The following is a 26,275-nucleotide window of genomic DNA, read 5'->3' as shown; positions in this document are numbered from 1 at the left end:
TACGCCGCCGTCGTCCCAACCGCAACCAGTTGGTTGTGGACGGACACACGTCCCGTCGGGCTACAGCTGGGCGGCGAGCGCGTCGATGAGGCCCCGATCGGCGTCGCGGTCGACGACGGTGCGGGCGCGGGCGAGCGGGACCCACCAGAGCCCGTCGATCTCGTCGTTCGGCACGAACACACCGTCGTCGCGCACGGCCATGCGCCAGTAGTGGGCGACCTTCGGGGCGTCCGTCTCGTCGAGGTAGGTGACCTGGCCGAGGGACGCGACCAGCTCGCAGCTCAGCGCGGTCTCCTCGCGCACCTCGCGCAGCGCGGCGTCCGCGAGCCCCTCCCCCGGATCCACCTTCCCCTTCGGGAAGGACCAGTCGTCGTACTTGGGCCGGTGCACCAGCACGAGGTGGTCGGCGTCGCCCACCCGCCGGACGACCAGCCCTCCCGCGGCGAGGATGGGCGAGGGCGCGGCGTCATGGGTCATGGCGGCGAACCTCCCTCCGGCAGAGAATCGGTGCCGTGCTCCAGGATGCCGCGCCCGCCGTCGCCCCGCGCCCCGCCGGCCGGGTCCGGGACGCCGCCGGTACGCACCTACGGGCGCGCTCGTCGGGTCGACGGGCGAAGTTGCCGATCGGTGTCGATCCCGGCGCCGCCCGTTCGTCTCGATGGTGAGGACCGGCGCGCACCGATGTGGGCGGCGGCCGACATACTCGAACCCGGGAGGCAGTGATGAGGCAGTACCTGCTCAGCGTCTACCAGCCCGACGGCGACGCCCCGCCGCCGGAGGTGCTCGACCCGATCATGGCGGACCTCGCCCGGGTCGCCGAGGACATGAGGGCCGCCGGCGTATGGGTGTTCAGCGTCGGGCTGCACCCGCCCGGCAGCGCCACGGTCGTGCGTGCGACGAGCGACGACGTGCTGGTCACCGACGGCCCCTACGCCGAGGGCAAGGAGCACATCGGCGGTTTCACCATCATCCGGGCCCCCGACCTGGACGTCGCGCTCTCCTGGGCGGGGCGGATCGCGCGGGCCGCCACGCTGCCGGTCGAGGTGCGGCCGCTCGCCGGCGAAGTCGTGGCGTGAGGCGCCCGCCGTGACTGTCGTCCTCGCCGAGGAGATCGCAGGCATCTTCCGCGCCGAGCACGGCCGCGCGGTGGCCGTCCTCGTCCGCGTCCTCGGTGACATCGACGCAGCCGAGGATGCGGTCCAGGACGCGTTCACCACGGCGGTGGAACGGTGGCCGGTGACGGGCCTGCCGCCGAGCCCGGCCGGCTGGATCATCACGACCGCCCGCAACAGGGCAATCGACCGCATCCGGCGGGAGTCGTCCCGCGCGGACAAGCAGACGCGGGCCGCCCTCATGTACCAGGCCGGCCCGGAACCACCCCCGGAGGGTCCCGTGCACGACGACCGGCTGCGGCTGATCTTCACGTGCTGCCATCCTGCGCTCGGCAGGGCCGCGCAGGTCGCGCTCACGCTCCGGCTGCTCGGCGGCCTCACCACCGCGGAGGTCGCGGGCGCCTTCCTGGTGCCCGAGGCGACCATGGCCCAGCGCCTCGTCCGGGCGAAGCGCAAGATCCGCGACGCCGGCATCCCGTACCGCGTGCCGCGGGAGGCCGAGCTGCCGGACCGGCTCGCGCCGGTACTCGCCGTCGTCTATCTCATCCTCAACGAGGGCTACACCGCGAGCGCGGGCGACCACCTGGTCCGGGCGGACCTCTGCGCCGAGGCGATCCGGCTGGGCCGCCTCCTGGCCGAGCTGATGCCGGACGAGCCGGAGGTGCTCGGGCTCCTCGCGCTCATGCTGCTGCTCGAGTCCAGGCGCACCACCCGCACGACGCCGGAGGGTCAGCTCGTGCCGCTGGCCGAGCAGGACCGCCGCGGCTGGGACCGAGCGCTCATCGCCGAGGGGCACGAGCTGGTGCGCCGCTGCCTCCGGCTCGGCGCTCCGGGCCCGTACCAGATCCAGGCGGCGATCAACGCCGTCCACGCCGACGCCGCCACGGCGTCGGCCACGGACTGGTCGCAGATCCTCACGCTCTACGACCAGCTGCGGGCCGTCGCGCCGAGCCCGGTGGTCGAGCTGCACCGGGCCGTGGCTGTGGCGGAGGTCCACGGCCCCGGCGCGGCCCTCGCGATCGTCGACACCCTCGACCTGCACCGCTACCACCTCCACCATGCCGTGCGGGCCGACCTGCTCCGGCGCCTCGGCCGTGACGACGAGGCGCTGGCCGCCTACGACGCGGCCTCCGCGCTGGCCGGGAACGCCGCCGAGCGCGCGTTCCTGGAACAACGGCGCCGCGAAGTGACCCGGGGCATGGCACGGCACCCGGCGCGTGAGCCGCCGGCTCCGTGCACGGCGGGTGAGCCCCGAGGCTCGGCGCCCGACGGGTGAGCCGCCGGCTCCGTGCACGGCGGGTGAGCCGCCCGCTCCGTGCACGGCGGAGGGGCCCGGCGATCGCTCGCCGGGCCCCTCTGGTCACCCGCGGGTCGTGCCCGCGGGGGCGGTCAGGCTCAGACGCCCGCCATCACCGCCTCGGTGTCGAGGCCGACCTGGGGGTCGCCCTTGCCGGCGTGGACGGCCGCCTGGATGCGGTCTCCGATGACCTTGTCGACGTTCTTCCAGTACTGGAAGGCGTTCTGCAGGACGACGTCGTGCTCGATGCCCATCAGGGCGCCCGCGACGGTCTCGACGAACTGCTCGCGCTGGGCGTCGTCGAAGACCTCGCGCACGAGGGTGCCGGCCTGGCCGAAGTCGTCGTCCTCGGCGTGCAGGGCGTAGGCGCTGCGGACCAGCTCGCCGTCAGCCTCCCAGCCGTCGGAGACCGGACCGGTCTCGTCCGACCACGGGCGGCCGAAGGAGTTCGGGGCGTAGACCGGCGCGCCACCGGAGTGCTCGAAGGTCATGTTGCCGTCGAAGGTGTAGTTGTTGCTCGACGCGACGATCGGCTTGTTGACCGGCAGCTGCTGGTAGTTCGTGCCGATGCGGGCGCGCTGGGCGTCGGCGTAGGCGAACACGCGACCGAGCAGCATCTTGTCCGGGGAGACGCCGATGCCCGGCACCGTGTTCGACGGCGCGAACGCGGCCTGCTCGATCTGGGCGAAGAAGTTCTCCGGGTTCCGGTTCAGCGTCATGGTGCCGACCTTGATCAGCGGGTAGTCCCGGTGGGACCACACCTTCGTCAGGTCGAACGGGTTGTACCGGTAGGTCTTGGCGTCCTCGTAGGGCATGACCTGGACGGAGAGCTCCCATGAGGGGTTCTCGCCGCGCGCGATGGCGTCGAAGAGGTCGCGGCGGTGGTACTCGGCGTCCGAGCCGGCGAGCTGCTCGGCCTCCTCGTTGCTGAGGAACTCCATGCCCTGGTTGGTGTGGAAGTGGTACTTGACCCAGAACTTCTCACCGGCGGCGTTGATCCACATGTAGGTGTGGGAGCCGTAGCCGTTCATGTGGCGCCACGTCTTGGGCAGGCCGCGCTCGCCCATGAGGTAGGTGACCTGGTGGGCGGACTCGGGGTTCTGCGTCCAGAAGTCCCACTGCATGTCCGCGCTGCGCAGCCCGGAGGAGGGCAGGCGCTTCTGCGAGCGGATGAAGTGCGGGAACTTCATGGGGTCGCGCACGAAGAAGACCGGGGTGTTGTTGCCGACGAGGTCGTAGTTGCCCTCGGGCGTGTAGAACTTCAGCGAGAAGCCGCGGACGTCGCGCCAGGTGTCAGGCGAGCCCTGCTCGCCGGCGACGGTGGAGAACCGGGCCAGCATGTCGACCTTGGCGCCGGGCTGGAACATGGCCGCCTTGGTGAAGCGGGAGACGTCCTCGGTGGTCTCGAACGTGCCGAACGCGCCGGCCCCCTTGGCGTGCGGGTTGCGCTCCGGCACCCGCTCGCGGTTGAAGCTGGCGAGCGTCTCGACCAGGTGCACGTCGTGCAGCAGCAGCGGGCCGTTGGAGCCGATGCTCAGGGAGTTGCGGTCAGAGACGGCAGGGGCGCCGAACTGGGTGGTCGAGGGCGCCGCGGCGCCGTTCGTCTCGGTCAAGAGATCTCCTTCGATGGTGCGGATCCGGACAGGCAGGAGGGGCAGGTGCCCCAGTAGATGACCTCGGCGGTGTCGATGACGAAGCCGTGGTCCTCGCTCGCGTGCAGGCACGGGGCCTCGCCGACGGCGCAGGGCACGTCGACGACGGCGCCGCAGCTGCGGCACACGAGGTGGTGGTGGTTGTCGCCGCGGGCGAGCTCGTAGCGGCCCGGGGAGCCCGCCGGCTCGATCCGGCGCAGGAGGCCGGCCGTGGTGAGGGCGTGGAGGACGTCGTACACGGCCTGCGTGGAGACGGCGCCGAGGCGGGCGTGCACCCCGGCGCGGATGCTCTCTGCGTCCGCGTGCGGATGCGCGCCCACCTCCGTCAGCACGGCCACCCGCGGCGCCGTCACGCGCAGGCGCGCGTGTCGGAGAAGCTCGGGATACGCCAATGACATGTCCGCAATTAAACCACTCTTTCTGGAGTCATTCAAGTTTAGGAACCGTTCACCATCCAGATGTCTTCGCGTCCCCAACCTGCCGCGATGCGGTGGCACCGCTTCCGCGGGCGCAGGCGTCGGCACAACCGGGCGCACTCGCGATGCCGCGCGCCCCAGATGCCGGGTGCGCTCGGGACGCCGCACGCCCCAAGTTCGGCGCGCCCTCCAGAACGCCGCGAGCCCGCAGCCGGTGGCTGCGGGCTCGCGGGGCGGATCGGTCGCGGTCAGGCCCTGGGGGCGACGGCGATGCGCGCCGACATCGTGTGCGACTGGCCGGCCGGGAGCGTGACGGCGTCGTCGAGGGCGTTGGCGGTCTCGACGCAGACCATCGCGGGCCACTCGGCGTCGTCGTAGTCCGGCATCGCGGCGGCCTTGGCGGTCCAGGGGTTCCACAGCACGGTGTTCGCCGAGGAGCTCTTGGCCACCGTGATGATGCGCGCGCTGCCCGGGTCCACGGCCGTGACGCTCGCGGCGGAGTGGTAGACGCGGTCGGTCTCCCCGGTGAACGTGACCGGCCCCTCCTGGGTGACCAGGTCGGGCCCGGCCCCGGGCGCCTTGTCGAGGTACCGGACGCCGTCGAGCCCCTCGACGGTCACGGCGGTGACGTCCTTGACGTGGAGGTAGGTGTGCAGCGCCTCCTCGAAGGAGTACTCCTCCTCGCCGGTGTTGCGCACGGTGAGCTCGAGGCCGAGCTCGGCGCCGAAGGTCACGGTGTAGGTGGCCTCGAAGGGGTGCGCCCACGCCTGGACGCCGGGCAGCCCGGAGACGTCGGCGTCGGTGAGCCGCAGGGTCAGGGTGACGACGCCGTCGGCGTCGTCGGCGCCGACGAGGGACCAGTCGGCCAGGCGGGCGAAGCCGTGCGCGGGCGCCATGCCGGGATCGCGGCCGCCGCCGAACCACGGGAAGCAGATCGGCACGCCGCCACGGATGGGCTCGGCGGGGGCGAACATGCTCTTCCTGCTCATCCAGATCACGGGGTCCGCGTGGGCCGGGGTGTAGGCGGAGACGTGGGCGCCGTGGAGGTACACCTCCCCCGACGCGACAGCGCTGGACACGCGCAGCACGGGCAGGCCGCCGCCGCCCTCGGCGAGGGTGACGGACGTGGGCAGATCGACGGTGATCGAGTCTTCGGGCATGCCATGACGCTAGCCCGGACCAGCTGGAGGCTCACACCCGTTGCACGATATTGCCACCACACCGGCACAGTGCGGCACGCGCCCTTCCTCCGCCGGGCGCGAATGCCGGGGTGCGGGGAGGTGGGGGTTTGCGCCGGTGGGACGTGCGGACGCCCCGTGGGTCGTGGTGACGAATTGGCCCACCGTTCACCCTGTCTACAGGTGTCGTTCAGTGACTACCCTGGGAACCCCCAGCAATAGCGGGGCCGTTCGAGCGCGGGGGCTTCCTCATGGCCAGTGTCCTGCTCACCGGCGTGGCCGGGTTCATCGGGAGTCACGTCGCAGAACAGCTCCTCGCACACGGGTGGCGCGTGCGCGGCATCGACGCCCTCACCGAGAACTACGACCCCCGGATCAAGGTGCGCAACCTCGACCTGTTCGCCGGCGACCCGGCGTTCACGTTCGTGCGCGACGACCTCGTCACCGCGGACCTCTCCCCGCTGCTCGACGGTGTGGACGCCGTGGTCCACCTCGCGGCCGAGCCCGGGGTGAGCCGGTCCTGGGGCGAGCAGTTCCCCATGTACGTCCACCGCAACGTGCTGGCGACCCACCGCCTCCTCGAGGCGGCCACGGCGGCTGCCGTCCCGCGGTTCGTCTACGCCTCGAGCTCCTCGGTCTACGGCCCGACCTCCGACGCGATGCGCGAGTCGAGCCGGCTCGCGCCACTGAGCCCGTATGGGGTGAGCAAGCTCGCCGGCGAGTGCCTCGTCGCCTCCTACGCCCACGAGCGGGGGCTGTCGACGGTCGCCCTGCGGTTCTTCTCCGTCTACGGGCCCCGCCAGCGACCGGACATGGCGCTGCACCGTTTCATCGAGGCGCTGCTCGACGGCGGGGAGGCGGTGGTCTACGGCGACGACGTCCAGATGCGCGACTTCACCTACGTCACCGACGTCGCCGAGGCGGTGTCCGCCGCGCTGACCGCGCCCGTCCCCACTGGGACCGTGCTCAACATCGCGCACGGGACGCCCGTCTCCGTCCCGGACCTGCTCCGCATGGCCGAGAAGGAGGTGGGCAGGGAGCTGCCCGTCTCGCGGGAGCCGCACAGGGCGGGCGACACCGCGCGCACGCACGGCGACACCACCGCGGCGGCCGAGCTGCTCGGGTGGCGCGCGACGACGGACCTTCGCACCGGGATCGCCCGCCAGGTCGCGTGGCACCGCAGCCTGCGCGAGCCCACGGCGACGGCGCCCCTGGCGGTCCCCGCCCGGGTGGGCCGGAGGCCGCGGTGAGCACCCACGAGCCCCGCCTGCTGATCTACTCCCAGGACGGGCTCGGGCTCGGGCACATGCGGCGCACGTCCCTCCTGGCGGCCGAGTTCCTGCGCCAGCTCCCGGGCGCGAGCGCGCTGACGCTCTCGGACTCCCCCCTCGGGCAGTTCTTCACGACGGCGGCCGGTCACGACTACCTCAAGCTGCCGAGCATCCGGAAGGCCGGCCCCGGTCAGTGGGACGCGGTCTCCCTCCAGGCGTCGTTCCAGGACGTGCTGCGGCTGCGCAGCGACGTCATCGCCCGCGTCATGGAGGACTACGACCCGGAGGTGCTGCTGGTCGACCACATGCCGCACGGCGCGATGGGCGAGCTGGTGCCGGCGCTGCGCACCCCGGGCGGCCGGCGTACGAGGGTGGTGCTCGGGGTGCGCGACATCATCGACGCCCCCGAGACCGTGCGCCGGCGGTGGGGCGCCGAGGGCGCCTACGACGCGCTCGAGGAGTTCTACGACGACGTCCTCGTCTACGGCACCCGGGACGTCCTGGACGTGGCCGCGGAGTACTCCTGGCCCGCGGGCGTCGCCGACCGCGTCACCTACTGCGGGTACGTGTGCGTGCCGCCCCACAAGGGCGCCCGCTCGGCCGCGCCCGGGCCGTGGGTGCGCCCCGCGGGTCCGCCGCGCGTGGTCGTGATGGCGGGAGGCGGCGCCGACGCCTACCCGATGTTCGACGCCGTCCTGGGCGCCGTCGACGGTGTGCACGCGCAGACCGGCGCCGAGTTCCTCGTGGTGACGGGCCCCTTCATGCCCCGCGACGACGTCCGGGCGCTCAGGCGCCGGGCATCCCGCCTCACCGCCGTCAGCGACGTGCGCCGGAAGGTCCACGGCCGCGGCCGGGTGGCCCGCGCCGACCTCGTCGTGTCGATGGCGGGGTACAACACCACCGTCGAGGTGCTGGGCGCCGCCACCCCGGCGCTGCTCATCCCGCGACGCGGGCCGAGCGCCGAGCAGCGTATCCGCGCGCGTCTGTTCGCCGAGCGGGACTGGGTGCGCTGGCTCGACCCTGAGCTGCTCGACCCTCCGACGGTGGCGGGTGCCATCGTCTCGGCGCTCACCGAGCCGCCTGTGCCGGCCGCCCGGCCAGACCTGCGGGGGCGCGAGGTCGCCGTCGGGCACCTCGCCGCCCGGCTCGAGATGGGCTCCCGGGCCCAGCGCGGCTCCCTGGTGACATGACCGGCTCACCGGCAGCCGGCGCCGCGGGGACCGTCGGCGGGGTCCAGGCGCTCATCGACTGCCGCCGGGGGGCGCCGGCGGTCGAGCAGTTCCTTGCGAAAGACGGCCCCCAGCTCGTCGCCGGAGCCCTGCGGGCCGTGCTGCCGGACGGCGCCCGCGACGTCCGGTGCGAGGTCACCCGGTCACGGTTGCTGCCCCACCGGAAGCTGAGCGCGTACGTCGACGTCCACGTCCCGGGCGCCCCCGCCCGGCCTGCGGCGGTGGTCTGGACGGGCGACCCCGGGAGGATGGAGGTGCTGGTGGCGCCCGTCGACCCGGCCTTTCCGCAGCTGGCGAGCCTCTACAACCTGGCACACCTCGCCGAGCTGCTCACGGGGGCCGGCCAGCGGGGGTTCGACAAGGGGCTCGCCGTCAGGGCCCTGCGGTACCGACCAGGGCAGCGGCACGTCCTGCGGATCGACGGCACCGACCCGCAGGCGAGCCTGTACGCCAAGTGCTACCGGGACCACACGGGTGCGCGCGCGGTCGCAGGCAGTCACCAGGTCGCCGCGGCGCTCGCGTCATGGGGCGGTCCGGCTCGGGTCGCACACGCCCGGGCCTACCTCGGTCCAGAACGCGTCGTCCTGTGGGCCACCGCGGACGGGGCCCCGCTCTCCCAGCTCGTCGCCCACGACCCGACGCTCGCCCGCGCCGCCGGCGCGGCGCTGCGCGCCCTGCACGACGCCGGGGGGCGAGCGGGCGGGGCGTCGAGCCCCACCGCCGAAGCCGCCGCCACCCGGCGGGCCTGCGCGCACGTCATCGCGCTGCACGAGAGGAGCGGGTCGCGTCTGCTCCAGCTGCTGGAGCGCACGGTCGCCGACCTCGAGGACATGCCCGCGGAGACCGGGTATCAGCTGCACGGCGACTTCAAGTGCGACAACATCCTCGTCGACGGGGACATCCTGACCATCCTGGACTTCGACCGGGTCACGACCGGAGACCCGGCGCTCGACCTGGGCAAGCTCCGCGCCGACCTCCGATGGTGGGCGCTCGCCGGCGGGACCGACGGGGACGGCCTGGTCGCCGCCCTCCTCGACGGATACGGGCCGATGCCCCGCCCGCGCGCCGCCCGGGCGGCGCGCTACGACGTCCTGTTCCAGCTCCGGTCCGTGGGCCGGCGTGTGCTGCTCCACCAGCCCCGCTGGGCCGAGACGGTCGACGCCTGCCTCACGCTCGCGGCGCGCACGGCCAGGAGCGGACGATGACGACCACCTGGCCCCCGGCCGCGAGCGCGGTGGACTGGGGCGGGATCGACCGCCTCGCCGGCCAGGCCGGCCGGGTGGTCGACGCCGAGAGCCGGCGCGGTGGCGTGCACCAGGTGCGCTGGGACCCGGACCGCGGCACCCGCGTCGCGTTCGACCGCCCCGACGGCGAGGTCGTGGTGCTCGAGGTCACCCCGGCCGCGACCACCCGCAGCACCCTCGCCGAGGACCCGGCGCTGCCCGGGCTCCGGGCGATCCTCGACCCCGAGCACGCCAAGGACCGGTTCGGGCAGCTACTCGGAGAGCCGGTCCGGCGCTGCGTCACGTCCACGGCGAGCTACCGCCCGGGCTCACGCTGTGTCGTGCGCGCCGCCGTCGAGACCGGCGTGGGAACGCGGGACGTCTTCGTCAAGGTCTTCGCCGGCGGCGTCGAGGAGTACGTCGAGAGCCACGAGTCCCTGGCCGGCGCCCGCGGCACGCCCGTCGTCCCGCCGCTCGTGGGCTGGTGGCCCGACCTGAGCGCCGTCGTGACCGCGGCCGTGCCCGGACCGACCGCCTCGGCCGTGCTCGGCGACAACGCCGTCCCGGCCGGGGAGCGGGGCGAGCTGGCCCGGTCGGTCGGGTCCCTTCTCGCGCGCGTGCACGAGGTGCGGCCAGGGCGCCGCACCGCGACGCACGTCCATACCGCGCACGAGGCGCTCGACGAGCTGGCGGGATACCTGCCGGCGGCCTGGCACGCCGACCCCGCGGTGGCCCTGTCGATGACGTGGGCGGTCGGCCTGCTGCGCAGGGCCGTACCGGACAGCACCGAGCCGGCCTTCAGCCACGGCTCCTTCCGGCCCGGCCAGGTGCTGGTGCCGGGCGGTGGCCTGGTCCTGCTCGACCTCGACGGCGCCGGGCTCGCCGACCCGGCCCGAGACCTCGGCAACGCCCTGGCCTACGTCGACTGGCAGCACCTGAGGAATCCCGCTGCCCCGCCCGGCCTCTCGTCGGCGCTGCGTGAGGGGTACGCCGACGGCGGCGGCCGCGTCGCCCCCGGCTCGCTCGACTGGTGGCACGCGGCGGCGCTGCTCAAGATCGCCGGCCGGCGCTACCGCAGCCTCGACACGACCCGCTGGGCACAGGTGGCTGCGCTGGTTGCGACCGCGACCGCGCTGATCCAGCGCCGGGAGGCCCAGGGACGGGGACGGGACGACTATCTGCGGGCCGGCGCCCGGCCCGCGCTCACAGACCCTGTCTCGATGACCGCGCTGCTGCGCCCGCTGCTGGCCGGCCGCGGCGCCGGGCGGGCCACGGTGACCTCGGCACGGACGGTGAAAGTCGCGCCCGGGCGGCGCGTGGTGGCGCGCTGCCACGTCACCTGGGACACCGGCGGGGAGCTCGACGTCATCGCCAAGGCGTACGCCGAGCCGGGGCTCGCCGCGGTGACGCACGAGAACCTCACGCTGCTGCAGGGGGTCGTCGGCGGCCGGGTCGGCACGCCCCGGCCCCTCGGCATGCTCGCCGACCGGGGCCTCATCCTGTGCGCGGCGGCCGACGGCCGCCCCCTGTCCGACCCGTGGTGGGACGACCGGCCGGCGGAGGTGGCCGACGTCGCCCGCCGCTGCGGCGCCTGGCTCCGCGCCGTCCACGCGAGCCCGATCCCGCTGCGCCGGACGCTGGACGTCACGCACGAGGCGGAGAACCTGACGCGGTGGGCGGAGGACATCGGCCGCGCCGACGACCGGCTGCGCGGCCCGGCGCGCGAGCTCGCCAGGCGGTTGCGTGCGGTGGCGGCGGACCTGCCGCTCGTCGTCGGCTCGCCGATCCACAAGGACCTGCACCTCGGCCACGTGCTGGTCGACGTCGACGGGACCGCTACGGTGATCGACCTGGACGAGGCGAGGATGGGAGACTCGGCCCTCGACCTTGCGCACCTGTGCGCCTACGCCGACGAGACGCGCTCTCCCGCGGCCGGGCTGGCGAAGGCCTCGCTCCTCGAGGCCTACGGCCCCCCGTCGGGCCCCGCGCCCCGGCTCCGGCTGGACTTCTTCTACGCGTACTCGCTCCTGAAGATCACCAAGCAGGAGGCCCGCGGCGGCCTCACCGACGCGATGGTCGACCGGGGGGCGTGGCGGCTCGAGCGGGGGGCGTCGTGGCTGGGCGGTTGATGTACGTGACGCGGAGCTGGCCGCGGCTGTCGCAGACGTTCATCGTCAACGAGGTGCTCGCGCTCGAGCGGCTCGGGGTCGACCTGGAGATCTTCGCGATGGCGGCCTCGGGCGAAACCGTCCGGCAGCCCCAGGTGGACGAGGTTCGCGCACCGGTCATCTGCCTCGGCCCCGCGCCGGCGGCGGGCGACCATCGGTTCCTCGCCGCCCGGGAGCCTGAGCGCTTCGCCGCCGCCGCCCGGTTCGCGCGCGCAAACCCCGACCTGGCGAGCGGGTACGCGACGGCGACGACGTCCGAGTGCTTCGAGCACGCCGTGCGGATCGCGGCGCGGGCCCTGCGGGCGGCGGAGGCTGGGGTGCCGGTCGCGCACCTGCACGCGCACTTCGCCCACGACCCGGCGCTCGTCGCCCACCTGGTCCACCGACTCACAGGGCTGCCGTACAGCCTCACGGCGCACGCCCGTGACCTCTACCAGATCCCACCGCGCAGCCTCCGCGTCCGGGCGGACGGCGCGACGAGCGTGCTGACGTGCTGCCGGGCGAACCTGGACTTCCTGGGCGGCCGGCTCGGCGCGGCCACCGCGAGCCGGGTGCGCCTGATCCACCACGGGGTGGACCTGCGGCGGTTCGCGCCCGGGCCGCCCCGGCCGGCGCGCGCCGTCGTGCGGGTGCTGTCCGTGGGCCGGCTGGTCGAGAAGAAGGGTTTCCCCGACCTGCTCCGGGCCTGCGCCGGCATCGCCGCGGACCGCTCCTTCACGCTGACCGTCCTTGGGGACGGTCCGATGCGCACCGCGCTCGAGCGCCTGCGGGACGAGCTCGGGCTCCGCGACGTCGTGGCGTTCGCGGGGGAGCACGACAGCGACGCGGTGGCCCTGGCCATGCGAGACGCCGACCTCTTCGCCCTGACGCCCTTCGTCACCGCCGACGGCGACCGCGACGGTCTGCCCAACGTCGTCGTCGAGGCGCTCGCCTCCGGCCTGCCGGTGGTGGCCACGGCGGCCGGGGGCGTCGGTGAGGCGGTCAGGCACGGGCACAACGGCCTGCTGGCGCAGCCGCGTGACGTCGCGGCCATCGGGGCGAACCTCGCCGCGCTGGTGGACGACCCGGCGCTACGACGCGAGCTGGGCGCGCGGGCCCGGGTGACGGTCGAGGAGAGCTTCGACGTCGACCGGGCGGCCCGCGAGCTCGTCGAGGTCTTCGGTCTCGGGCAGGTGGTCCCGTGACCGGCCCGGCCGCGACCGCCCCCTCGCCGGGGGTGCGCCGCCAGTACGTCCGGTTCCTCGACGCGATCGACCCGGACGTGATGCGGCCCCTGCTGCTCGCCGCACTCGGCGGCGACGCGGAGGAGGGGTGCGAGGTCCTCGACGCGAAGTACGAGCCCGGGAAGCCGGCCGCGGTCCTGTACCGGCTCGGCTCGCGCCTGGTCCGTGGCACGGTCGCGCCGGACGGCGACGCGCCCGGTGTGCCCGTGGCCGAGGGGATCGGCGCCACGTGCTTCCCGGACGACCCGGGGCTGGCGACCCTGCCCGCGGTCGTCGACCCCCGCACGTTCGTGCCCGCCCTCGACGCCGCGCTCCCGGACACGGTGGCCGAGGCGCGGATGGAGCTGCTGCGGTACCGGCCGGGACGGCGCGTGACGTTCCTCGTCACCGCGGCCGTGCGCCACGGCGGCACCACCACGCCGACGCGCTTCGTCGCGAAGGTCTACCACGACCCCGCCAAGGCTGCGGCCGTCGCCGCCGAGGGACGCGCGCTCCTGCAGGCGCCTGCGGACCCCGACCTGACCCTGGCACCGGTGCTCGCGCACCTGCCCGAGCTCGCCGTGGTGGTCCAGGGCTACCTCCCGGGCCACCCGCTCGACGTCGCCGTGAGCCCGGCGTCCGCGGACCCCGGGCTCACGACCGGCGTCGCCCGGGCGGGTCGCGCCCTCGCCGCGCTGCACCGCCGCTCCGTGCCCGCCCCCAGGCCACGCCTCGTGGACAACGAGCTCCGCCGCTTCGTCGCCCGCGCGGGCGCCGTCCGCTCCGTCGACGCCGCCGCCGGGGACACCCTGCTGGGGCTCGCCCGCCGCCTCCTCGGGTGGAGACGACCCGACGGGACACTCTCCGTGGTGCACGGCGACTGCAAGCCCGACCAGTTCCTGCTGCAGGCCGACCACGTCGCGCTGCTCGACCTCGACCACTGCGGGCTGGCCGACCCGGCCTCCGACGTCGGCACCTTCGTGGCCTCGCTGCGCCAGGAGGCGCTCCGCACGGACCACTCGGCGCTGGCCACGGCGGCCCGGCTGGGGACCAGCTTCGTCGACGGGTACACGGGAGCCGCTGCCCCCGCCGGGGTCACGGCCACGGCCCGGCCGGCCGGCGGGCTCCCGGCACGGGCGGAGTTCTACGTGGCCGTCGCACTCATGCGCAAGGCCCTGCGGGCGCACGCGCGCGCACCGCTCTCCCCGCTCACGCGGGACTACGTCGAGGACGCGCACTGGGTTCTCGACCACCTCGACGGGAGGCAACGATGACGGTCGACGCCGAGCAGGGCCCCGACGCCGCCGCCGCTCCCCCCGGGCCGGCCGCGGCCACCGCCACGCAGGAGGCCGGGCATCCCGCCACGCCGGCGGGAGGGCCGCCCACCCCGACACCGGCGGCCAAGCCCAGGGCCACCGCGAAGACCCCGGCCGGGCGGCCCACCAAGAAGAAGCCGGCCGGGGGGACCATGAGGAAGCCGGCCGGGCGGCACAGGGCGACGCGGCGGTCGGACCTCCGCCGCGCCTTCGAGCTCATCCGGACCCACCACGGCAGCAACACGCCGTACATCCAGGCGCTCATCCTGCTGGTGCTCGAGGCCCTCACCGCGGTGCTGGAGCCGCTGCCGATCGCGTACACCGTCGACTTCGTGCAGGGCAGCGTCCCGAGCCTCCGGGAGCACGGGTTCCCGGCACTCCTCGCGTCCGAGCGGTGGGAGACCGTCCTCCTGCTGGGTCTCGGCATCATCGCCATCGCGGCCATCAACACCGGCGCCGACTCCCTCTCGGAGGTCGCGATGGCCCGGGGTGGTCGCGAGCTCGGCTACAACCTGCGGGTCACCATGTACGACCGCCTGCAGAAGCTGTCGATGGCCTTCCACGACAAGCGGCGCACCGGGGACGTCCTCACCCGCGTGACGGGTGACGTCCTCGTGGTGGAAGACTTCATGATCACGTCGCTGAGCAAGATCATCGCCAGCGGCCTGCTCCTCATCGGCTCGTTCGTGGTCCTGCTGGCCCGCTCCCCGGAGGTCGCGCTCATCGCCCTCGTCGTGGTGCCGTCCCTGGCCCTCGTGGCCAACTACTTCTCGCTGCGGCTCAAGCGGGTCTCGAAGGAGCAGCGCTCGAAGGAGGGTGACCTGGCGTCGACGGCGCAGGAGATGCTCTCCTCGATCCGCCTGGTGCAGAGCTACGGCCGTGGCCACGTCAACCTCGAGCAGTTCTCCGCCCAGAGCGACCAGAGCATGCGCGCATCGCTGAAGATCGCCACCATCCAGGCGCAGTTCGGCTTCGTCATCGCGGTGCTCGAGGGCCTGACGATCGCCGGCGTGGTGTGGCTCAGCGTGTGGCTCCTCGACCGCGGCTCCATCTCGGCCGGCACGCTGGTCCTGTTCGTGCTGCTCATCCAGAACATGTTCAAGCCGTCGCGGAAGATCGTCAGCGAGTGGTACAAGGTCGGCAAGGTGCTGGCCAGCACCGACCGCATCGACGAGCTGCTGGAGCGCGAACCGGCGGTCAAGGACTCCCCCGGCGCCCGGCCCGCGCCGCCCCTGAAGGGCAGGCTGACCTTCACCGACGTCACGTTCAGCTACCAGCCTGAGCACGAGGCCCCCGGGGAGCCGCCCCGCACGGTCCTCCACGACGTGACGTTCGCCGTGGACCCCGGCGAGGTGGTGGCGCTGGTGGGTTCCAGCGGCGCCGGCAAGAGCACCATCGCACAGCTCGTCCCGCGCCTGTACGACCCGGACTCCGGGACCGTCGCCATCGACGGAACCGACGTGCGCGAGTTCACCCTCGCCTCGCTGCGCCGGCAGGTCAGCCCGGTGCTCCAGGAGACGCTCCTGCTCACCGGCACGGTCGCGGAGAACATCGGCTACGGGATCGATGACCCGGACCCCGAGCGCATCACGCGCGCCGCCCGGCTCGCCAACGCGGACCGCTTCATCGAGGACCTCCCCGAGGGGTACGCGACCGTCCTCGGCGAACGCGGCTCGACGCTCTCCGGCGGCCAGCGGCAACGGATCGCCGTCGCCCGTGCGTTCGTGCGCGACGCCCCCGTGCTGGTCCTGGACGAGCCGACGACCGGGCTCGACCCGGAGTCGGCCGGCCAGGTCATCGGGGCGCTGCGCACCCTCATCGCCGGCAAGACGACGCTCATCATCTCCCACGACGCCGACCTCATCCGCTGCGCGGACCGCATCCTCGTCCTCGACGACGGCCGGATCGTCCAGGAGGGCCCGCCCGAGACGCTCGCCCGGGTCGACGGCCCCTACGCCGCCCTCTTCGGCTCCCGCGGTGACCCCACCACCGCCACGGTCCCCGCGCCGCACAGGGCGACATGAGCGGCCAGCTGCTCCGCCTCCGCGAGCGGGTCGCGGCGGCCGACCGTGCCCTGGACCCGCGGTTCGCCCGCGCGGTCGCGCAGCAGTGGGTCGACGAGCACCTACCGGGTCGCTCGCTGAGCCGGACCACCACCCACACGGCGCTCTACGGCGAGGACGACGCCGTGTCGGTGCGCATCTCCGTCGAGCTCGACACCGACACGCCGGACATCGGCGGCCTGACGCTCCTGGTGCGCGTGCGCGCCGCGGACCTGTCCGTCACGGCATTCCCCGACGACCCCACGCTGCCCACCCTGCCGGCCATGCTCGACCCGGGCCTTGCGGTGAAGATCCTCACCGCCCACCCGGGACTCGGCCACGTGGACGCAGCGTCAAGCTGCCGGGTCACCGTCGTGCATCACCCGCGCACCGGCGCGTGCGTGCTGCGCTACGACCTCGTCCCCCTGCGCGCCGGGACACGGCCCCGGCAGGTCTATGCCAAGGTCTACCCCGGCCGTGAGGAGGCGGTGGCGACGGCGCGCGCGGTGCGGGCGCTCGGCGCCATCGCGATGCCCGGGGAGCCCGGGATCCGGGTGCGCCTGCCCCGGCTGCTCGGCCTCGCCCCCGAGCGGCACACGATCTTCCTCGAGTCGCTGTCACCGCCGCCGGAGGCACCCCGCGCGGGCGCCTACCGTCCCGTGACGGTCCACGAGGCGGCTCAGGCCCTGCGCGCGCTGCACCGGCACGCCCCGCGTGGCGCCCTGCCAACCGGCTCTCCGGCCGCCGAGCTACGACGGGTCGACGCCGAGCTCGCCGTCGTCGCCGGCCCGTGGCCAGACGTCGCCGACCACGTGGCGCAGGCACTCGGGCGAGCTCGCCGCACCCTCCAGGAGGAGGACGGCGGCGCGCTCGTGCTCTCACACGGCGACTTCACACCCAGCCAGCTGGTGCGCCTTCCCCGTAGCATCGGGCTCGTCGACCTCGACACCGTGTGCCTGAGCGAGGCCGCGTCCGACGTCGGGCGGTACCTCGCCTACCACGACCTCGCGGCCGCCCGCCGGCACGACGCGAACGCCGTGGCGGCCCGCACCGAGTTCCTTGCCGCGTACGCGCGGGCCGACGCCGCCTTCGCCGCCCGCGTCGACGCCTACCGCAGGCTCAGCCTGGGGCTGCACGCCCTGCGTGCCGCACGACGCTTCAAGGACGACCGCGTGATCCGTGCGCTCACCATGCTGCAGGACGACGCGACCGGGGGGAGCCGCCCATGACCACCACGACCGATGAGGTTGTCGCCGCGCTGGAACGGTTCGCCACGCTGCCCGACTGGCTCGCGGCGCCGATGCGCCCGCACGCGCTCGAGAAGTCGCTGCGCCGGCACGTGCCCGAGATCGCCGACGGCACGCTCGAGCTCCTGGCCTGCGAGATGGACCGGCTGCGCGCCAAGGGCGCGCAGTGGCCCGCCCGCTGCCACGTCCGCGTCGTCGCAGGCGCCGAGGCCCGCGACGTGGTGCTCGCCGGCCTCCTCTACCCGCCCGACGTCCCGCTGCCGGCCTCCCGGTCCTCGGTCCCGTTCGGCCGGCCCGGCTACGACGTCGTCCTGCCCGACCTGCGCCTGCACCTGGCCCCGGCGACGGCCGATCCCGGGCTGCCCGCCCTCCGTGACCTCTCGGACCCCGCCGCATCGGCCCGGGTCGTCCAACGGGTCCTGCGGGCGGGCAGGCACCCCGACGCGACGGTCACCGCCGCCACCCCGTGCATCGCCCAGTACAAGCCCGGCAGCCGGTGCACCATCCTCTACGACGTCACCTACGGCTCGGGTCCCGCGGCGCCGCCACGCCGGGTCGTCGCCAAGACGTACCACGGGGACAAGGGCGCGGTGGCCCACCAGGCCATGACTGCCCTGTGGGACACGCCGCTCGCAGCCGGTGACGTCGTGCTCCTCGCCGAGCCCCTCGGCTATCTCCCCGGCGAACGCATCCTGCTGCAGGCGGCCGTCCCGGAGGACCGCACCCTGAAGGAGCTCGTCCGCGAGGCGTTCACGGGCATGGAGCCGGCCGCGCTGGACCGGCTGCGGACCGAGCTGCGGCGCACGGCCACGGCGCTGGCCGCGCTCCACCGCAGCGGCGCCGTCTTCCGGGACACCTTCACCTGGACCGACGAGGTCAGCGAGACCCGCGAGATCTTGGGCCGCCTCTCCCTGACCATCCCCGGGCTGCGTTCCGCCGCCGAGCCGGTGCTGACCATGCTGGAGGCGCTGGACCGGGCCGTGGGGGCGGACCCCGTCGTCAGCGCGCACCACACGTTCCGCCCCGCGCAGGTTCTCCTGAGCTCCGGCACCGTCGCGGTCATCGACTTCGACGGCGCGGCGATGGCGGAACCCGGCCTCGACGTCGGGCGCTTCCGGGCCGTCCTGCGGGAGATCGGCGCGACCGCTCCGTGGGGCGACGAGCCGTGCGAGGCGGACCGGCTTGCGGCGCGCCTGAAGCTGCTGGACCAGCTCTGCGACCTGTTCCTCGTGGAGTACGAGCGGCACGCCCCGGTCACGCTCGAGCGGGTGCTCCTGTGGGAGACCCTCGACCTGCTCACCGAGGTCGTGCACGCGTGGTCGAAGGTGCGGCTGACGAGCGTCGGGCCCAGGCTGGCCGTCCTGCGGCACCAGCTCAGGACGGCGGCCCTCGCGACGTGACCGGCCGGCCCGCCGGTCAGGGCTCGATGGTCCGCGCGTCCTCCTCCTGCTCGTCGATGTAGGCGGAGAGGATCTGCTCCGAGAGTGCGTCGATGCGCGCGTCGACGTGGCGCTCCTCCTGCGCCGCCTTGTGCCGGCTCATGGCGCTGAGCAGCGGCAGGGAGGCCTCGAGCTTGTCGAGCTGGCGGCGCCACTCGGCGGCGCGCCGGCGCTCGCCGTCGTCGTCGGCGGAGGCGGTGAGGTAGGCGACCTGGTCGCGCAGGACGCCGAGGCGGCGACGCAGCGCCTCGGGCCCCCTCGCCTCGCGCCGGGTCGTCGCCAGCCGGGAGACCTGGTCCGAGATGAGGCGGTAGACCTCGGGGTTCTCCTGGCGCAGCCGCTCCAGGACCGGCCCGTAGCGACGGACCGCCTCCCAGACGGCGGGCCCCGCCGCGACGGCGATCTTCATCAGCGTTCCGACCTTTCCCACGCGTCTCCCCACCTCTCGTGAACGGCACGCGCCCGCACCATCGCCAGCGTGCCACGAGCGGGGTGCGGGCGCCTTTCGCGGTGGCGCCGCCGTGGCGTGCCCTCCCGAGGGCCACGCGGGCGCCCTCGCCGCCGGCTGGACGTGGCCATCACCACATCCGCGGCGGGCCGCCGTCCGCCTACCCTGGGAAGAGGACCATCCCCGACGACCCGAGGCGAGCCCACCCATGACGTCCACCACATCCGGCACCACCCTGACCACCACCGCCGTCGCCGACGCCGACGAGGCGTGGCTGCGCCCCACGGCGGTGCTCTTCGACCTCGACGGGACGATCACCGACTCCGGCGGCGCGGTCACCCGGTCCATCGCCGAGGCCCTCGCGCACTTCGGCTACCCCGAGCAGACGCAGGAGGAGCTCCTGCGCTTCGTCGGCCCGCCGACCCGGATCGGGTTCCGTGAGTTCGCCGGCGTCGCCCCGGAGCAGCTCGACGAGGTCATCGCCTGGTACCGCGCGGCGTACCTCACCCGCATGCTCGACGTCAACCTCTACCCCGGCGTCCCCGAGCTCGTGCGGGCGCTCCACGCCGCCGGCGTGCCCCTGGCGATCGCCACCTCGAAGATGCGCCACCTGGCCGTGGAGATCCTCGAGCACGACGGCCTCGCCCAGTACTTCACGGTGATCTGCGGGGCGACCCGCGACGAGAGCCGCAGCGCGAAGGCCGACATCGTCGAGGACGCGCTCACCGGGCTTCGGGAGGCCGGGGTCGACGTCTCCGGGGCCGTCATGATCGGCGATCGGCACCACGACGTCGACGGCGCCACCACCCACGGCGTGCCGGCGGTGCTGGTGCGCTGGGGCTACGGGCGGCCCGGCGAGGAGGACGGCGCGGTCGCGACCGTCGACGACGCCGCGGAGCTCGCCGCGCTCCTGGGCGTGACGCTGCCATGACGACGCGGCGGCCGTCCGCGCCGCCGCGGGCCCGGCCGTGCTGACTACCGGGCCCGACGCCGTCACCGTCCCGGACGGCCTGCGGCGGGAGCTCGGCGCCACCGCCGACGGCGCAGCCTGGCTGAGGCGTCTGCCCGCGCTGGTGGACCGCGCCCGCACCCGCTGGGGCCTTCGCCTGGACGCTCCGTTCCTGTCCGGCCGGGCCGCGTGGACCGCGCCGGCCCGGACGCGGGACGGCGAGGACGCGGTCGTCAAGATCGTCTTCCCGCACGACGAGGCGGCCGGTGAGGCCACCGCGCTGCGCACCTGGGCCGGCACCGGCGCGTCCGCCGAGCTGCTCGACCACGACGGCGAGGCGTGGACGCTGCTCCTTCGCCGATACCGGCCGGGGCACGACCTGGAGGAGGACCGCGGCCTGCGCGATCAGCGCGTCGCGGTCCGGCTGAGCCTCGCCGGCGAGCTGCTGGCGCAGCTGCACGCCGCGGGCACCCGTGCCACGACGCCCGGCGCCGGCCCGGCGGGCGCCCCGGGCTCCGCCGTCGGGCAGGGCTCCGCCGTCGGGCAGGGCTCCGCCGTCGGGCAGGGCGACGCGAGTGACGGCGCCGGGGCCGACGCGCCCGTGATCCCGTACCTGACCGCCCGCGCCGCCGGCTACGCGGATCTGCTGCGGGAGCGCACCCAGCGCCACGCCGCCACGCTGGACGCGGACCGCGGCCTCCTCGACGAGGCGGCCGGGCTTCTCGAGGACCTCCCGGCCACAGGCGCGCGCACCGTGCTCCTGCACGGGGACTACAACCCCGGCAACCTCATCGCCGCCGACGACGGCGCGCGCCGGCGCTGGGTGACGATCGACCCCAAGCCCCTGATCGGGGACCCCGCGTTCGACCCGTGGCCGCTGCTGTCCCAGGTGGGCGAGCCGTTCTCGGAGGACAACCCGACCGCCGTGCTGCGCGCGCGCCTCCGGGCGCTGTGCGCCGCCGCGGGGCTCGAGCCCGACCGCGTCGCCGCCTGGTCGATGGCGCGGGCCTGCGAGTCGGCGCTCTGGCGCGCCGCCGAGACCGGCGACCGCGACGGCGCCCTGGACGAGCTCGCCCAGGCCCGGACCTGGGCCCGGCTGTCGGGCTGACGCGGGGCGCGCGCGACGCGTCGCCACTGGTAGGGGCGCCCGGATGGTGCAGACTTGGCCGCGATGGCATCTGTGGGCGATCGTTCGAGAAAGCTGCTGGGCCGGATCGGTCGGCAGGTGAGCGGGCGTGTCACGAGGCGGATGCGTCCGTCCAGCCCGAGCATGATCGACCAGATCATCGCGCAGCGTCAGGCGGCACCGCCCCCGGACAAGGAGGCCGGCGCCCGTGGGATGCGCCCGTCCACCGCGGGCCGGCTCGCCGTGCGGCGGATGCCCGAGCGGGCCGTCCGTGCGGAGACCTACGCCGACGGCGTGCCGCGGTGGATCCGCAGGTACGGGATGCTCGCGTGGCTGCTCATCGGCATCGTCATCGTCATCGGGATGGTGGTCTTCGCGACCACCCGCATCCAGGTGGTCTTCATCGCGGTGTTCATCGGCCTCGTCGTCACGTCGTTGCTGGACCCCTTCGTCACGAGCCTCGCGCGGTACATGCCCCGCCCGCTCGCGACCGTCCTGTGCCTGCTCGGGGGCTTCGCCGTCGTCGCGGGCCTGCTGACGTACGTCATCAGCTCGGTCGCCGGCCAGTGGGCCACGCTGGCCACCCGGTTCAGCGACGGCATCGACACGATCCTGCAGTTCTTCGAGACCGGACCGCTGCCGTTCCACTTCACCCAGGCCGAGATGAACACGGCGATCAACGAGCTCGTCACCCAGGGCTCGCAGTATGTCCAGGAGAACGCCGGCAACCTCGCGGGCCAGGTGCTCAACAACGCCGGGGCGGTCGCGCTGGTGTTCACCGTCCTCGCGCTGAGCCTGTTCGTGACCATCTTCTTCCTCGCCCGCGGACAGTCCATGTGGCGCTGGTTCCTCAACCAGCTGCCGGCGCGCAACCGCGAACAGGTGCACCAGGCCGCCGGGGCGGGCTGGTACACGTTCTCCGGGTACGCCCGCGGCACGATGATCGTGGCGCTCTCCGACGGCGTGCTCGCGTTCATCCTGCTCGAGATCGTCGGTGTCCCCCTCGCCGCGCCGCTCGCGGTGCTGGTCTTCATCGGCGCGTTCATCCCGCTCGTCGGCGCCCCGGCGGCGATGATCATCGCCGCCGTCGTGGCACTGGCCGCCGAGGGGTTCATCGCGGCGCTCATCGTGACGGTCGGGGTCGCGCTCATCGGCCAGGTCGAGGGACACATCCTCCAGCCCCTGGTCATGGGCAAGCAGGTCTCCCTCCACCCCGTCGTCGTGGCCCTGGGCGTCACCGCCGGCACGTTCCTCGGCGGCCTGCTGGGCGCGGTCATCGCCATCCCGGTGATCGCGGTCGTCTGGGCGGTCTACTCCACGCTGCGCCAGCAGGACCCCCCGATCGAGGGCCCGCTGCCGCCCACCCGGGCCCTCGCGCACCGGACCAAGGAGATCGTGGACTAGCCCTACCGGAAGTCGCGAGAGGCGGAGGGCACCACCAGGCTCAGCGGGGAGACCTTGTCCGCCACCAGGTTGGTCACGCCGTCGGCCCGCTCCAGCGTCCCGCGGACCACGAGCGCGGCGCTCGTCCGGGCCACCCGCCGGTAGCGGGCCCACAGGCCCGCCGAGCAGACCACGTTGAGCAGCCCGGTCTCGTCCTCCAGGGACAGGAAGGTCACGCCCCCGGCGGTTCCCGGGCGCTGGCGGTGCGTGACCACGCCGGCCACCTGGAGGCGCTCCCCCGGTTCGTGCCCGGCCAGGTCGGCCACCGCGCACACCCCGCCCGCCGTGAGGTCCGGCCGGCGGAACTGGGTCGGGAAGGAGTCGGTGGAGACCCCGGTGGCCCACACGTCGGCCACGGCCGTCTCGACCTCGTCCATGCCCGGCAGGTCGGGCGCGTCGGCGCCCACCGCCGTCCCGGGCAGGGGCGGCTGGTACCAGACGGCGCCCGCCTCCTCCGGGGCGGCCGCGCCTCCTCGCCCCGACGCCACCGGCGGGCGACCACGACGCCGGCCGGTGTGCCGGGTGCCGTGCTCGCCGGCGAGCACCCCGGCGGCCCACAGGGCCTCGCGACGCTCGAGCCCGAAGCAGCCCAGCGCCCCGGCGGTGGCCAGCGCCTCGAGCTGGGCCGCGGTGAGGTCCACCCGCCGCGCCAGGTCGGCCAGGTCGCGGAAGGCCCCGGCCCGCTCGCGCTCAGTGACGATCCGCTCGGCGACCTTCGTCCCCACCCCGCGCACGGGGTCCAGCCCCAGCCGCACGGCGAGGTCGGCGCGGGCGTGGACCAGGCGCGCGACCTCGGGGACGGCCGTGGGACGCTCCGCGGTGCGTCCGGCCAGCGCCGCCGGCCGTGCCGCCGCGAGCGCCGCCAGCCCCCTTCCCGCCAGCTCGGCCCCAGCCGGCGGCACCCTCTCCACCTGCGCCTGCGCCGCCGAGGCGTTGACGTCGGCGCGCAGCACCGACACCCCGTGCCGGCGCGCGTCGGCCACGAGGGACTGCGGGGAGTAGAAGCCCATCGGCTGGGCCGCGAGCAGCGCCGCGTAGAAGGCCTCGGGGTGATGGACCTTGAGCCAGGCGCTGGCGTAGACGAGGTAGGCGAAGGAGAAGGCGTGGGACTCGGGGAAGCCGAAGTCCGCGAAGGCTTTGAGCTTGTCGTAGATCGCCTCGGCCACCTCCGTGGCGATCCCCTTCTCCTTCATCCCCGCCAGGAGCCGCCCGTGCAGCGCCTCCATCCGCTCGGTCGACCGCTTGGACCCCATGGCCTTGCGCAGCTGGTCCGCCTCGGCCGCGCTGAACCCGGCGACGTCGATCGCGATCTGCATCAGCTGCTCCTGGAACAGCGGCACGCCGAGGGTCTTGGACAGCGCCGGCTCGAGCAGCGGGTGCAGGTAGGTGACCTTCTCCCGGCCCAGGCGCCGGTTGATGTAGGGGTTGACCGAGTCGCCCTGGATGGGGCCGGGCCGGATGAGGGCGACCTCGACGACGATGTCGTAGAAGCACTGCGGCCGCAGGCGCGGCAGCGTGGCCATCTGGGCGCGGGACTCCACCTGGAAGACCCCGACGGTGTCCGCCGCGCACAGCAGCTCGTACACCGCCGGGTCCTCCTGCGGCAGGGAGTGCAGGCCGAGCTCTCCGGCCGGCGCGCCGGCGGCGCCCGCGTCGCCGCCCGCGCCGCCGGCCCCGGCCGCCGCTTGGCGCTGGGCGTTGATCGCGTCGAACGCCAGCCGCAGCGCGGTGAGCATGCCCAGACCGAGCAGGTCGAACTTGACCAGGCCGGCGTCGGCGCAGTCGTCCTTGTCCCACTGCAGCACGGTGCGCCCGGGCATCGTCGCCCACTCCACGGGGCACACCTCGATCACGGGCCGGTCGCACAGCACCATGCCGCCGGAGTGGATCCCCAGGTGCCGGGGCAGGCGCAGCATCTGCTCGGCGACGTCGAGCACCTGGTCGGGGATGCCGCCCAGGTCGTCCGCCGGCAGGGTCGCCCGCCCGTCGCGGGTGGTCAATGCCGCGCCGGACTGGCCGTCGTCGGCGCTGCGCAGGCTCCCCCACCGCTCGATGCTCTTGGACCACGCGTCCTGCTGGCCGACGTCGTAGCCGAGCGCCCGGGCGGCGTCGCGGACCGCGGAGCGCGGCCGGTAGGAGATCACGTTGGCCACCTGCGCGGCGTGCTGGCGCCCGTAGCGGCCGTAGACGAACTGGATGACCTCCTCGCGCCGCCCCGACTCGATGTCCAGGTCGATGTCCGGCGGGCCGGAGCGCCCGGGCGAGAGGAAGCGCTCGAAGAGCAGGCGGTGCTGGACGGCGTCGACCGCGGTGATGCCCAGCGCGAAGCACACCGCCGAGTTCGCCGCCGAGCCGCGGCCCTGGCACAGGATGTGCTGGTCGCGGCAGAACTGCACGATCTCGTGGACGATGAGGAAGTACCCGGGGAAGTGCAGGTCGGTGATGATGCGCAGCTCGTGCTCGATCATCTCGTACGCCCCGGGCACCCGCTCCGCGCCCGGCCGCCCGTACCGCTCGGCGGCGCCGCGGAAGGTGAGCTCGCGCAGCCAGCTCGCCTCGGTGTGCCCGGCGGGCACGGGGTGCGGCGGCAGGTCGGGGGCGACGAGCTGCAGGTCGAAGGCACACTCGGCGGCGAGCGTGACGGAGGTGGGCACGGCGCCGGGGTGACGGCGGTGCCGGGCGGCCATCTCGGCGGCGGAGCGCAGGTGGGCGGGGGCTGCGGGCAGCCAGCCGTCGATCTCCTCCAGGCTCGCGCGGGCGCGGGTGGCGGCCAGGACGTCGGCGAGCATCTGGTCGCCGGGCCGGGCGCAGTGCACGGCGCCCGTGGCCACCAGCGGCAGGCCCGCGCCGCGGGCCAGGCCCGCGAGCGCGTCGCCCAGCGCGGAGTCCAGGGGCGAGCCGGTGTCGGTGATCTCCACCGCGACGTTCTCCCGCCCGAACAGCGCGGCCAGCCGGTCGAGCTCGGCGCGGGCCGCGCCCTCGCCGTCGGCCGCGAGCGCCTGCCGCACCGCCCCCTTGCGGCACCCGGTGAGCACCAGCCAGTGCCCGTCCGCCTGGGCGGCGAGGTCCTCGAGGTCGTAGTCGGCCCGCCCCTTCGCCCCCGCTGACAGGTGCGCCAGGGCGATGGCGCGCGAGAGCCGGTGATACCCCTCCGGCCCGCGGGCGAGCACGAGCAGGTGCGAGCCGTCGGGGTCCATCTGCCCGCCGCCCCCCGCGGCCGTGCCCCCGCCGGCACGCCCCGTGGTGCCCAGGTTCAGCTCGGCGCCGAGGACGGTCGGCAGGTGGAGGGCGCGGGCCGCCTCGGCCAGGCGGACGACGCCGTAGAGGCCGTCGTGGTCGGTCAGCGCCAGCGCCTCCAGCCCCAGGCGGGCGGCCTCGGCGGCGAGGTCCTCGGGCTGGTTCGCGCCGTCGAGGAAGCTGAAGGCCGAGTGCGCGTGCAGCTCGGCGTATCGGGGTGTCCCCACAGGTGGCTCCCCCTCTCGTGCGCGACCCGCGACCCGCGGGATTGCACTCCGAC

At 74.5% G+C, this 26,275-nt stretch carries 20 protein-coding genes; 14 read left to right on the top strand and 6 right to left on the bottom strand.

Features of this window, described 5'->3' with window-relative positions; genetic code table 11:
• Positions 1-60 precede the first annotated feature (60 nt).
• Positions 61-477, bottom strand: coding sequence for an NUDIX hydrolase (locus EJK16_RS03125; RefSeq protein WP_127126246.1), 417 nt, complete (start codon positions 475-477; stop codon positions 61-63).
• Positions 478-722: 245 nt separating this feature from the next.
• On the opposite strand from EJK16_RS03125, the gene EJK16_RS03120 reads away from it, so the two are divergent.
• Together EJK16_RS03120 and EJK16_RS03115 are read left to right on the top strand one after the other, a co-directional pair.
• Positions 723-1,076 carry a YciI family protein gene (locus EJK16_RS03120; RefSeq protein WP_127126244.1) on the top strand — a complete coding sequence of 118 codons (354 nt, stop codon included), beginning with the start codon at positions 723-725 and terminating at the stop codon, positions 1,074-1,076.
• Positions 1,077-1,086: 10 nt separating this feature from the next.
• Positions 1,087-2,388, top strand: coding sequence for an RNA polymerase sigma factor (locus EJK16_RS03115; RefSeq protein ID WP_127126242.1), 1,302 nt, complete (start codon positions 1,087-1,089; stop codon positions 2,386-2,388).
• Positions 2,389-2,507: 119 nt separating this feature from the next.
• Here EJK16_RS03115 and EJK16_RS03105 read toward each other — a convergent pair whose 3' ends face one another.
• The 3 genes from EJK16_RS03105 to EJK16_RS03095 form a co-directional block, all read right to left on the bottom strand.
• Entirely contained in the window at positions 2,508-4,022 is a 1,515-nt protein-coding gene (locus EJK16_RS03105) for a catalase (protein WP_205739572.1), read from the bottom strand.
• Entirely contained in the window at positions 4,019-4,459 is a 441-nt protein-coding gene (locus EJK16_RS03100; RefSeq protein ID WP_127126238.1) for a Fur family transcriptional regulator, read from the bottom strand. Before EJK16_RS03100 ends, EJK16_RS03105 begins: the two co-directional genes overlap by 4 nt.
• Positions 4,460-4,725: 266 nt before the next feature.
• Complete coding sequence (locus EJK16_RS03095) at positions 4,726-5,637, bottom strand: D-hexose-6-phosphate mutarotase (RefSeq protein ID WP_127126236.1); 912 nt, start codon at positions 5,635-5,637, stop codon at positions 4,726-4,728.
• Positions 5,638-5,906: 269 nt separating this feature from the next.
• Between EJK16_RS03095 and EJK16_RS03090 the strand changes: the two genes are divergently transcribed.
• The 9 genes from EJK16_RS03090 to EJK16_RS03050 are packed head-to-tail and all read left to right on the top strand — an operon-like array spanning position 5,907 to position 18,753.
• Positions 5,907-6,905, top strand: a complete 999-nt coding sequence (locus EJK16_RS03090; protein WP_127126234.1) for an NAD-dependent epimerase/dehydratase family protein — start codon at positions 5,907-5,909, stop codon at positions 6,903-6,905.
• Positions 6,902-8,116, top strand: coding sequence for a glycosyltransferase family protein (locus EJK16_RS03085; protein WP_127126232.1), 1,215 nt, complete (start codon positions 6,902-6,904; stop codon positions 8,114-8,116). The genes EJK16_RS03090 and EJK16_RS03085 overlap by 4 nt, the downstream gene beginning before the upstream one ends.
• Positions 8,113-9,360 carry a phosphotransferase gene (locus EJK16_RS03080; protein ID WP_127126230.1) on the top strand — a complete coding sequence of 416 codons (1,248 nt, stop codon included), beginning with the start codon at positions 8,113-8,115 and terminating at the stop codon, positions 9,358-9,360. Before EJK16_RS03085 ends, EJK16_RS03080 begins: the two co-directional genes overlap by 4 nt.
• Positions 9,357-11,507 carry a phosphotransferase family protein gene (locus EJK16_RS03075; protein WP_164737181.1) on the top strand — a complete coding sequence of 717 codons (2,151 nt, stop codon included), beginning with the start codon at positions 9,357-9,359 and terminating at the stop codon, positions 11,505-11,507. The genes EJK16_RS03080 and EJK16_RS03075 overlap by 4 nt, the downstream gene beginning before the upstream one ends.
• Positions 11,507-12,730: a glycosyltransferase gene (locus tag EJK16_RS03070; protein ID WP_127126226.1), complete on the top strand. Its 1,224-nt coding sequence runs from the start codon at positions 11,507-11,509 to the stop codon at positions 12,728-12,730. Before EJK16_RS03075 ends, EJK16_RS03070 begins: the two co-directional genes overlap by 1 nt.
• Entirely contained in the window at positions 12,727-14,022 is a 1,296-nt protein-coding gene (locus tag EJK16_RS03065; protein ID WP_127126224.1) for a phosphotransferase, read from the top strand. Before EJK16_RS03070 ends, EJK16_RS03065 begins: the two co-directional genes overlap by 4 nt.
• Positions 14,019-16,088, top strand: coding sequence for an ABC transporter ATP-binding protein (locus tag EJK16_RS03060; protein ID WP_127126222.1), 2,070 nt, complete (start codon positions 14,019-14,021; stop codon positions 16,086-16,088). The genes EJK16_RS03065 and EJK16_RS03060 overlap by 4 nt, the downstream gene beginning before the upstream one ends.
• Positions 16,085-17,335 carry a hypothetical protein gene (locus EJK16_RS03055; RefSeq protein WP_127126220.1) on the top strand — a complete coding sequence of 417 codons (1,251 nt, stop codon included), beginning with the start codon at positions 16,085-16,087 and terminating at the stop codon, positions 17,333-17,335. The genes EJK16_RS03060 and EJK16_RS03055 overlap by 4 nt, the downstream gene beginning before the upstream one ends.
• On the top strand, positions 17,332-18,753 hold the full coding sequence (locus EJK16_RS03050; protein WP_127126218.1) for a hypothetical protein: 1,422 nt from the start codon (positions 17,332-17,334) through the stop codon (positions 18,751-18,753). The genes EJK16_RS03055 and EJK16_RS03050 overlap by 4 nt, the downstream gene beginning before the upstream one ends.
• A gap of 16 nt (positions 18,754-18,769) precedes the next feature.
• Here EJK16_RS03050 and EJK16_RS03045 read toward each other — a convergent pair whose 3' ends face one another.
• Positions 18,770-19,222: a hypothetical protein gene (locus tag EJK16_RS03045; protein WP_127126216.1), complete on the bottom strand. Its 453-nt coding sequence runs from the start codon at positions 19,220-19,222 to the stop codon at positions 18,770-18,772.
• Between the two features lie 226 nt (positions 19,223-19,448).
• On the opposite strand from EJK16_RS03045, the gene EJK16_RS03040 reads away from it, so the two are divergent.
• The 3 genes from EJK16_RS03040 (at position 19,449) to EJK16_RS03030 (ending at position 22,719) form a co-directional block, all read left to right on the top strand.
• Positions 19,449-20,171, top strand: coding sequence for an HAD hydrolase-like protein (locus tag EJK16_RS03040; protein ID WP_127126214.1), 723 nt, complete (start codon positions 19,449-19,451; stop codon positions 20,169-20,171).
• Positions 20,172-20,208: 37 nt separating this feature from the next.
• Entirely contained in the window at positions 20,209-21,297 is a 1,089-nt protein-coding gene (locus EJK16_RS03035; protein ID WP_127126212.1) for an aminoglycoside phosphotransferase family protein, read from the top strand.
• A 141-nt stretch (positions 21,298-21,438) separates the two neighbouring features.
• Entirely contained in the window at positions 21,439-22,719 is a 1,281-nt protein-coding gene (locus tag EJK16_RS03030) for an AI-2E family transporter (protein ID WP_240645743.1), read from the top strand.
• 2 nt (positions 22,720-22,721) lie between these two features.
• On the opposite strand, the gene EJK16_RS03025 is transcribed toward EJK16_RS03030, so the two are convergent.
• Positions 22,722-26,222, bottom strand: coding sequence for an error-prone DNA polymerase (locus EJK16_RS03025; RefSeq protein ID WP_304999935.1), 3,501 nt, complete (start codon positions 26,220-26,222; stop codon positions 22,722-22,724).
• Positions 26,223-26,275: the final 53 nt, after the last annotated feature.

The organism is Georgenia sp. SYP-B2076, assembly GCF_003991205.1.
Classification (GTDB): Bacteria; Actinomycetota; Actinomycetes; order Actinomycetales; family Actinomycetaceae; genus Georgenia.
Note: the sequence above shows the minus strand (reverse complement) of the source record. Positions and strands in the feature narration are given on the sequence as shown.

Bases quoted from the DNA above. Each gene is read 5' to 3' on its own strand.
- EJK16_RS03125 (WP_127126246.1), bottom strand. From the start codon at position 477: ATGACCCATGACGCCGCGCCCTCGCCCATCCTCGCCGCGGGAGGGCTG.
- EJK16_RS03120 (WP_127126244.1), top strand. From the start codon at position 723: ATGAGGCAGTACCTGCTCAGCGTCTACCAGCCCGACGGCGACGCCCCG.
- EJK16_RS03100 (WP_127126238.1), bottom strand. From the start codon at position 4,459: ATGTCATTGGCGTATCCCGAGCTTCTCCGACACGCGCGCCTGCGCGTG.
- EJK16_RS03095 (WP_127126236.1), bottom strand. From the start codon at position 5,637: ATGCCCGAAGACTCGATCACCGTCGATCTGCCCACGTCCGTCACCCTC.
- EJK16_RS03090 (WP_127126234.1), top strand. From the start codon at position 5,907: ATGGCCAGTGTCCTGCTCACCGGCGTGGCCGGGTTCATCGGGAGTCAC.
- EJK16_RS03080 (WP_127126230.1), top strand. From the start codon at position 8,113: ATGACCGGCTCACCGGCAGCCGGCGCCGCGGGGACCGTCGGCGGGGTC.
- EJK16_RS03075 (WP_164737181.1), top strand. From the start codon at position 9,357: ATGACGACCACCTGGCCCCCGGCCGCGAGCGCGGTGGACTGGGGCGGG.
- EJK16_RS03070 (WP_127126226.1), top strand. From the start codon at position 11,507: ATGTACGTGACGCGGAGCTGGCCGCGGCTGTCGCAGACGTTCATCGTC.
- EJK16_RS03060 (WP_127126222.1), top strand. From the start codon at position 14,019: ATGACGGTCGACGCCGAGCAGGGCCCCGACGCCGCCGCCGCTCCCCCC.
- EJK16_RS03055 (WP_127126220.1), top strand. From the start codon at position 16,085: ATGAGCGGCCAGCTGCTCCGCCTCCGCGAGCGGGTCGCGGCGGCCGAC.
- EJK16_RS03050 (WP_127126218.1), top strand. From the start codon at position 17,332: ATGACCACCACGACCGATGAGGTTGTCGCCGCGCTGGAACGGTTCGCC.
- EJK16_RS03040 (WP_127126214.1), top strand. From the start codon at position 19,449: ATGACGTCCACCACATCCGGCACCACCCTGACCACCACCGCCGTCGCC.
- EJK16_RS03030 (WP_240645743.1), top strand. From the start codon at position 21,439: ATGCGTCCGTCCAGCCCGAGCATGATCGACCAGATCATCGCGCAGCGT.